Raw genomic sequence first — 7,366 nt, forward strand, 5'->3', positions numbered from 1 at the left:
AGGTCCAAGATCGACCGTCGTCGTTGCGAGCGCAGCGAAGCAATCCAGAATCCTCCGCGGAGACAGCCTGGATCGCTTCGCTGCGCTCGCAATGACGGTGTGGGGGGAGTGCGCGCCCCTTACGAAAAGAACGCGATCTTCTCGGCCTGGGTCATGCGGCGGATCGGGGCGAGCGGGTCGTTGGCCGGTGCGCGGGGTTTTTGCAAGATGCCGCTGGCGAGGATGGTGGCGCCGAGCGAGGCGTCGGACATGGACGCGGACATGGACGCGGGCAGGGGCGAGGGCATCGGCAGCGTCGCGGTCGGGGCTGCCGCCATTGATGCTGCGGCCGCCATGGCCGGGGCCTGCTGCTCCATCACTTCGGCGGCGGCTTCCGCGATGGCGTCGGTGAGGCGCGCGAGCGAGTCCAGCGCGATCGGCGCGTCCGCGGCGGGCTCTTCGGCGATGGCTGCGAGGACAGGCTCGGCTGCGACCGGCTCCGGCTGTTCGGTGGCAATAGGCGCCACGACATCCGAGAGCGCCGGCTCCGGCGTCGCGGCTGCCATCTCCACCGGCTCGATGATCTCGTCAAACTCGGGATAGGGCGCGGCCATCTCCATCGCGATGGCCTCGAGGATGGCTTCGTCCTCGGCCTCGGCTGCGGCGTCGAGTGCGAACTCCTCGCGTGCGAACTCCTCGCTTGCTTCCGTCAAGACCTCCGGCTGAGCGGCCGGCTCTTCAAACGCGACGGCTTCGAGCTCGGCATCATCAGGCGCGCCGTTTTCGAGCGCCGCGCTTTCGGCAGGGATCTGGCTTTCGGCCGCGATCTCCTGTGCGGCAGCCGCGTCCATCGCCTGCCCCGCGATGGCGGCGGTTTCAGCGACGGCCGCTGCTTCGACGGCCGCATCGAGTTCCGGAGCTGCTGCGATCTCTTCGCGCGTCTCCGTAAAAGCCACGGGTGCATCGCCCGCCATCGCCGCCGTCTCGACGGGCGAGGCTGCTGCGACTGATGACGGCGCCTCCTGCGTCGGAGCCGGAGCGGCCTGTGGCGTTGCGTCGCCGTCGAGCTGCTCGACGCGGTCCTTCAGCAGATCGAACGCAGCCTTGAGCTCGATCCGGGGATCGAGGGTCGAGATCTGCCCGCAGGCGGCCTCGATCGAGGCCAGCTGCGAATCAATGAGGTCGCAGATTCGCCCGTCGGCGCCGATCTCGCGCCAGCGCCAGGAGATCTCCTTGATGATGCGCACCCCGCGCGGGATCGGCGCGAGACTCGCCTCGATCGCGCCGGGATCGATCGCGGCGAGCGCGATCGTCTCGGCCTCGCAGATGGCGCGGCGGATCTCGACCAGCGCCTCGGGCAGGCGGTCCTCGACCATCGGTTGCCGCTGTGCCGCAAGGGTTTCCTCGATTTTGGCGACCGCATCCAGCACCATGCGCGTGTCGGCATTGCGGTTGCGCTTGGCATATTCGCCAAGGAACCAGCGGCCACGCGCGGTCTCCATGAAGGCTTCGCGGATCGCGTCGTAATCCTGCTCGTTCGGCGCGGCCGCGCGGGCAGACATGGGCGAGAGGGCGAATGCTTCGTTGGCCATGACAATCTCGTCGCGCAAATCAGTGCGCGTTACTGTAACGATCACCACGATATCGACCGAATCGCAATTGGTTTGATGCAGTCCGAATCACAAATCCCCATCGCGGCAGCGACGAAGCGGCGATTCGCCGTGAGCCTCGCCGTGTTCTATTCGGCCTTCTTTGCGGTCCTGGGCACGCATGTGCCGTTCTTCCCGATCTGGCTGAAGGCAATCGGCATTGACGCTGTCTGGATCGGCATCATCGCCGCGCTGCCGGCGATCACGCGCTTCACCACGCTGCCGCAAGTGACCGCTTTTGCCGAAAAGCGGCAGGCCATTCGCGCCGCCATCATGGTGTCGGCGCTGGCCACCGCGATCGGATTTACGATGGTCGGCCTGCAGCAGCAGCCGCTGGCGCTGTTCCTGGTCTACGCGCTGACCTGCATGGTGTGGACGCCGACGATGCCGCTGACCGATGCCTATGCGTTGCGCGGTGTCGCCCGCTACGGGCTCGATTACGGACCCCTGCGGCTGTGGGGGTCGGCGGCGTTTGCCGCCGGCTCGCTCGCCTGCGGCTATCTCGTCGACGTCGTCGCTCCGCGCGACCTGATCTGGGTCATCGTCGCCTGGGCCGTCGTCGCGGTTCTCGCCAGCCTGCTGCTGCAGCCGCTCGACGATCTCAGGCGGAGGACGCCGGAGCGGCATGCCGGCAAGCCGCTGCTGCGCGATGCAACCTTCTGGGCCGTGATCGCGTCGGCGGCGCTGATCCAGAGCAGTCACATCGCCTTCTACACCTTCTCGGCCATCAACTGGCAGCTCCAAGGCATCAGCGGGCTGACCATCGCGGTGCTGTGGACGCTCGGCATCATGGCAGAGATCGTCGTGTTCGCGCTGTCGCCGCGCTTCTCGCTGCAGCCGTCCACGCTGATGGCGATCGGCGGCGTGGTCGCCGTGCTGCGCTGGATCGTCACCGCGAGCGAGCCGCCGCTCGTGCTGCTCGCGATCGCCCAGCTCGGCCACGGCTTCAGCTTCGGCCTGACCATCGTCGGCACCATGAACCTTTTGGCGCAGCGCGTGTCTTCGCATCAGATCGCGCGCGGGCAGGGCTATTACGCCGCCTGCAACGGGCTCCTGGGGGCGGCGACGTCGATCGCATCAGGCGCGATCTACGCCCGCATCGGCGACAATGTCTATTACGTCATGGCGGCGATGGCCGCTGCCGGTGCCATTCTGATCTGGTCGGCGCGGCATCGCCTCACGGCTCAGCCCCAGAGCGAAACATCCGGCGGGTAGACCAGGCTGCCGTCATAACGCAGGCCGTGGTCGCGGTCGCGCGCCAGCAGCAAGGGGCCGTCGAGATCGACGAAGCGCGCTTGGGGCGTCACCAGCATCGCCGGCGCCATCGACAGCGAGCTCGCGACCATGCAGCCGATCATGATTTCGAAGCCGAGCGCCCGGGCAGCATCGGCCATGGCCAGCGCCTCGGTGAGGCCGCCGGTCTTGTCGAGCTTGATGTTCACCGCGTCGTAGCGTTCGCGCAAGGGCGCAAGCGACTTGCGGTCATGCACGCTCTCGTCGGCGCAGACGGCGAGGGGGCGCCTGATCCGCGCCAAGGCTTCGTCGCGGCCTGCCCGCAGCGGCTGCTCCACCAGGGTCACGCCGGCGGCGGCGCAGGCGGCGAGATTGGCTTCCAGATCGGCCTCGGTCCATGCCTCATTGGCATCGACGATCAGCTCGGCCTCAGGGGCGGCCTTGCGCACGGCCGCGATGCGCTCCGGATCGCCGTCGCCGCCGAGCTTGATCTTGAGCAGCGGACGGTGCGCCGCTTTGGCGGTCGCGGCTGCCATGGCCTCTGGGGTCGCTAACGAGATCGTGTAAGCCGTGGTGCGCTCTTCCGGGGCCGTGCGGCCCAGCAGGTTCCAGGCGCGCAAGCCGGCCGCCTTGGCCTCGAGGTCGATCAGGGCGCAATCCAGGGCGTTGCGGGCCGCACCTGATGGCATTGCGGCCTGGAGGGTCTCTCGCGTCAGCCCGCCCGCGACGGCCTCCTGCATGGCCTGGATCGCGGCCAGCGTCGCCTCCGGCGTCTCGCCGTAGCGGGGATAGGGCACGCATTCGCCGCGGCCGGTCAGGCCGCCCCGGCTGACCTCCGCCACGACCGTGACGGCCTCGGTTTTGGCGCCCCGACTGATGGTAAAACTGCCGGCGATCGGGAAGCGCTCGATTCGCGCCGCCAAAGCTGCAAATTTCATGGAAGTCATTTTGAACTCTGGCGAAATCTGAACCTGCTAGTTACCTCTAGCAACTAACATTAACCCCTTGGGGATACCTTCTCTGGGTAAGGGCGCGTGCGCAACCATCTGATTTTCTCCGCCCCGGCGCGGGAGCGGACATGAGTGGCGATCCGAAGCTGGAACGGATTGCCAAGGGCAACGCGCTGGCACTGTGCGCCACCGGCACCTGGACCGCGAGCTTTGCGCCGGTCCTGGAGCGCATGGTGGCGGACGCCGAGAAGCTCGCAGGCACCCCGCAAAGCATCTTCATCGACGTCTCCGAGGTCGCCAAGCTCGACACGTTCGGTGCCTGGCTGATCGAGCGGCTGCGCCGCAGCCTGACCCAGGGGGCCGTCGAGGCGCAGATCGCGGGGCTCTCCGCCAATTATTCTAGCCTCGTGGACGAGGTGCGGCGGGTCAGGGGGGCGGCCGTGGTCGACAGCGACCCGATCACCATCTCCGGGATGCTGGAGCAGATCGGCCGGACCGTGGCCGGCGTCGCCGGCACGGTGGCAGGCCTCGTCGACATGCTGGGGGCCGTGCTCGCGGCGTGGTTTCGCGTCCTGATTCATCCGCGCTCGTTCCGCCTGACCTCGACCGTGCATCACATGGAGCAGGTCTGCTGGCGCGCGGTGCCGATCATCGTGCTGATCACCTTCCTGATCGGCTGCATCATCGCGCAGCAGGGCATCTTCCATTTCCGCCGCTTCGGCGCCGACATCTTCGTCGTCGACATGCTCGGCGTGCTGGTGCTGCGCGAGATCGGCGTGCTCCTGGTCGCGATCATGGTCGCGGGCCGTTCGGGCAGCGCCTACACCGCCGAGCTCGGCTCGATGAAGATGCGCGAGGAGATCGACGCGCTGCGCACCATGGGGTTCGATCCGATCGAGGTCCTGGTGCTGCCGCGCATGATGGCGCTGGTGCTGGCGCTGCCGATCCTCGCATTCCTCGGCGCCATGGCCGCGCTCTATGGCGGCGGTCTGGTGGCCTGGCTCTATGGCGGCGTCCAGCCCGAGGCCTTCCTGCTGCGCCTGCGCGACGCCATCTCGATCGACCATTTCATCGTCGGCATCGTCAAGGCGCCGGTGATGGCCGCCGTGATCGGCATCGTCGCCTGCGTCGAAGGGCTCGCCGTGCAGGGCAGCGCGGAATCGCTGGGTCAGCACACCACCGCGTCGGTGGTGAAGGGCATCTTCTTCGTCATCGTCATGGACGGCATCTTCGCCATCTTCTTCGCCTCGATCGGGATGTGACGATGGCAGGCGAGATTCAGGATCCGATCATCCGCGTCCGCGACATCACCGTGCAGTTCGGCGCCACGCGCGTGCTGGACGGGCTCAACCTCGACGTCAAGCGCGGCGAGATTTTGGGATTTGTCGGCCCCTCGGGCGCGGGCAAGTCGGTGCTGACGCGCACCATCATCGGCCTCGTGCCGAAGGTCGCGGGCTCCATCGAAGTGTTCGGCGTTGACCTCGATTCATCGAGCGCGTCGCAGCGGCGCAATGTCGAGCGGCGCTGGGGCGTCCTGTTCCAGCAGGGTGCGCTGTTCTCCTCGCTGACCGTGCGGCAGAACATCCAGTTTCCGATGCGCGAATATCTGCGCGTCTCGCAGCGGCTGATGGACGAGATCACCATGGCCAAGCTCACTATGGTCGGCCTCAAGCCCGAGGTCGCCGAGCGTTTCCCGTCCGAACTCTCCGGCGGCATGATCAAGCGCGTGGCGCTGGCGCGTGCGTTGTCGCTCGATCCCGACCTCGTCTTTCTGGACGAGCCGACCTCCGGCCTCGATCCGATCGGCGCGGGCGACTTCGACGAGCTGGTTCGGACCCTGCAGCGCACTTTGGGGCTGACGGTTTTCATGGTAACCCACGACCTCGATAGCCTATACACAGCATGTGACCGCATCGCCGTTTTAGGGAACGGTAAGATCATTGCGGCAGGGTCGATCGCCGACATGCAGGCCTCGCAGCATCCCTGGCTGAGGCAGTATTTTCATGGCAAGCGCGCCCGCGCGGTCATGGGTTGAGAGCTGGGTTGAGTAGCCGGAGCACCTGATGGAAACGCGGGCGAACTACATTTTGATCGGCTCGTTCACGCTGGCGGTGATCGCCGCCGCGATCGGCTTCGTGCTGTGGTTTCAGTCGCTGCACACGACCAAGCAGCGCAGCCCCTTGCGCGTCGTGTTCGAGGGCCCGGCGGCGGGCCTGCGCAACGGCGGCAGCGTCAATTTCAACGGTATCAGGGTGGGCGAGGTGGTCTCGGTGAAGCTGGACAACCCGCGGCGGGTTGTCGCACTCGCCATGATCGAGAATAACGCCCCGATCCGCAAGGATACCCTGGTCGGCCTCGAATTCCAGGGTCTCACCGGCGTTGCGGCGATCTCGCTGAAGGGCGGCGAGGAGGCCGCGCCGGCTCCGCCGCTCGACCAGGACGGCATCCCGACGCTCACGGCCGACCCCAACAAGCTCCAGGATGTCACCGAGGCGATCCGCGCCACGCTGCAGAACGTCAACAAGATCGTCGCCGACAATCAGGAATCGGTGAAGAACTCGCTGAAGAACCTCGAGACCTTTACCAACTCGCTGGCGCGCAATTCCGAAAAGATCGACGCCGTGATGGCCAAGGTCGACGGCGTCATGCTCAAGGCCGACAATCTCATGCTCGGCCTCAACACGCTGGCCGGCGGCAAGGATGGCGGCGAGCTGTTCCAGGCGGTGAAGTCGATCCGCGAGCTAGCCGAAGATTTCGACAAGCGCTCGGGCGCTCTGATGGCCGACGGCCGCCGCACCCTCGGCGATATTAGCCGCGCCGTGAACAATTTCGACCGCAACCCGACCCGCGTCCTGTTCGGCGCCAGCAACTCGTCGCAGCCCGCCCCGCCGCCCGAGCCGCCGAAGCCTGCGGCAGCGCCGAGGCGGTAGGCGGTAGGAAAGCGCGAATGGGGAGTGGCGAATAGCGAGTAGCGTATACAGCCTTCCTCACGGATCGATCCCAAACAAAAACGGAGCCCGCGAGGGCTCCGTTTTCATTCGCTATTCGCAATTCGCCATTGGCGAGCTTCCGCTCACCCCAGCCGGCCCGCCGCGTGCGCGAGCAGGGTGTAGACCAGGCCCGTTTCCGAGATCAGGTGGCTGCGCAGCTCCTGCGGGCCGCGGCCGTCGCGGGCGACTTCGTCGAGCAGGCGCTCGAACTCGGCGACGTAGCGGTCGACCGTGCCCTTGAAGTTGCGGTCCGCGCGGTACTTGCGGGCGACCTCGTCGAAGGCCTTCTGGCCGGCGGGCGTGTACAGGCGCTTGGTGAAGGCCTTGTTCTCGCCGCGCTGGTAGCGGTCCCACATCTCGGCGGCGAGGTTGCGGTCCATCAGCCGGCCGATGTCGAGCGACAGCGATTCCAGCGGATTGCTGCTTGCCTGCGGCGCCTGCGGCTGCGGCGCGGGTGCCGCGCGGCCACGCGGAGCCTGACCGGCCGGTGCGCCCTGATTGGCGTCGGTGCGGTTGAGCAGGTCCGACAGCCAGCCGTCACGGCCCTGGTCGTTGCCACCGGGCG

General features: G+C 67.1%; 7 protein-coding genes. 4 read left to right on the forward strand and 3 right to left on the reverse strand.

Annotated elements, in window-relative coordinates; all coding sequences use genetic code 11:
* Positions 1–119: 119 nt before the first annotated feature.
* The gene (locus tag XF30_RS14750; RefSeq protein ID WP_192893143.1) at positions 120–1,571 is read right to left on the reverse strand and encodes a hypothetical protein; all 1,452 of its coding nucleotides are present in this window, start codon (positions 1,569–1,571) and stop codon (positions 120–122) included.
* A 75-nt stretch (positions 1,572–1,646) separates the two neighbouring features.
* Between XF30_RS14750 and XF30_RS14755 the strand changes: the two genes are divergently transcribed.
* Positions 1,647–2,843 carry an MFS transporter gene (locus XF30_RS14755; protein WP_109143153.1) on the forward strand — a complete coding sequence of 399 codons (1,197 nt, stop codon included), beginning with the start codon at positions 1,647–1,649 and terminating at the stop codon, positions 2,841–2,843.
* Here XF30_RS14755 and dgcA read toward each other — a convergent pair.
* Positions 2,813–3,808: an N-acetyl-D-Glu racemase DgcA gene (gene dgcA / locus XF30_RS14760; RefSeq protein ID WP_109143154.1), complete on the reverse strand. Its 996-nt coding sequence runs from the start codon at positions 3,806–3,808 to the stop codon at positions 2,813–2,815. The two genes, XF30_RS14755 and dgcA, sit on opposite strands and share 31 nt — an antisense overlap.
* Positions 3,809–3,939: 131 nt before the next feature.
* On the opposite strand from dgcA, the gene XF30_RS14765 reads away from it, so the two are divergent.
* The 3 genes from XF30_RS14765 to XF30_RS14775 are packed head-to-tail and all read left to right on the forward strand — an operon-like array spanning position 3,940 to position 6,741.
* Entirely contained in the window at positions 3,940–5,073 is a 1,134-nt protein-coding gene (locus XF30_RS14765) for an MlaE family ABC transporter permease (protein ID WP_036030239.1), read from the forward strand.
* Positions 5,074–5,075: 2 nt separating this feature from the next.
* Positions 5,076–5,846 (forward strand): ABC transporter ATP-binding protein, encoded by a 771-nt coding sequence (locus XF30_RS14770; RefSeq protein ID WP_036044529.1) that lies wholly within the window; start codon positions 5,076–5,078, stop codon positions 5,844–5,846.
* Positions 5,847–5,874: 28 nt separating this feature from the next.
* The gene (locus XF30_RS14775; RefSeq protein ID WP_036015558.1) at positions 5,875–6,741 is read left to right on the forward strand and encodes an MlaD family protein; all 867 of its coding nucleotides are present in this window, start codon (positions 5,875–5,877) and stop codon (positions 6,739–6,741) included.
* A 143-nt stretch (positions 6,742–6,884) separates the two neighbouring features.
* Here the strand turns inward: XF30_RS14775 and XF30_RS38140 are convergent.
* Positions 6,885–7,366, reverse strand: a 482-nt coding sequence (locus XF30_RS38140) for a hypothetical protein (RefSeq protein WP_158284383.1), incomplete at its 5' end; no start/stop codon positions are given.

Source organism: Bradyrhizobium sp. SUTN9-2 (assembly GCF_003122645.1).
Lineage (GTDB): Bacteria > Pseudomonadota > Alphaproteobacteria > Rhizobiales > Xanthobacteraceae > Bradyrhizobium > Bradyrhizobium yuanmingense.

Bases quoted from the DNA above. Each gene is read 5' to 3' on its own strand.
- XF30_RS14750 (WP_192893143.1), bottom strand. From the start codon at position 1,571: ATGGCCAACGAAGCATTCGCCCTCTCGCCCATGTCTGCCCGCGCGGCC.
- XF30_RS14755 (WP_109143153.1), top strand. From the start codon at position 1,647: ATGCAGTCCGAATCACAAATCCCCATCGCGGCAGCGACGAAGCGGCGA.
- dgcA (WP_109143154.1), bottom strand. From the start codon at position 3,808: ATGACTTCCATGAAATTTGCAGCTTTGGCGGCGCGAATCGAGCGCTTC.
- XF30_RS14765 (WP_036030239.1), top strand. From the start codon at position 3,940: ATGAGTGGCGATCCGAAGCTGGAACGGATTGCCAAGGGCAACGCGCTG.
- XF30_RS14770 (WP_036044529.1), top strand. From the start codon at position 5,076: ATGGCAGGCGAGATTCAGGATCCGATCATCCGCGTCCGCGACATCACC.
- XF30_RS14775 (WP_036015558.1), top strand. From the start codon at position 5,875: ATGGAAACGCGGGCGAACTACATTTTGATCGGCTCGTTCACGCTGGCG.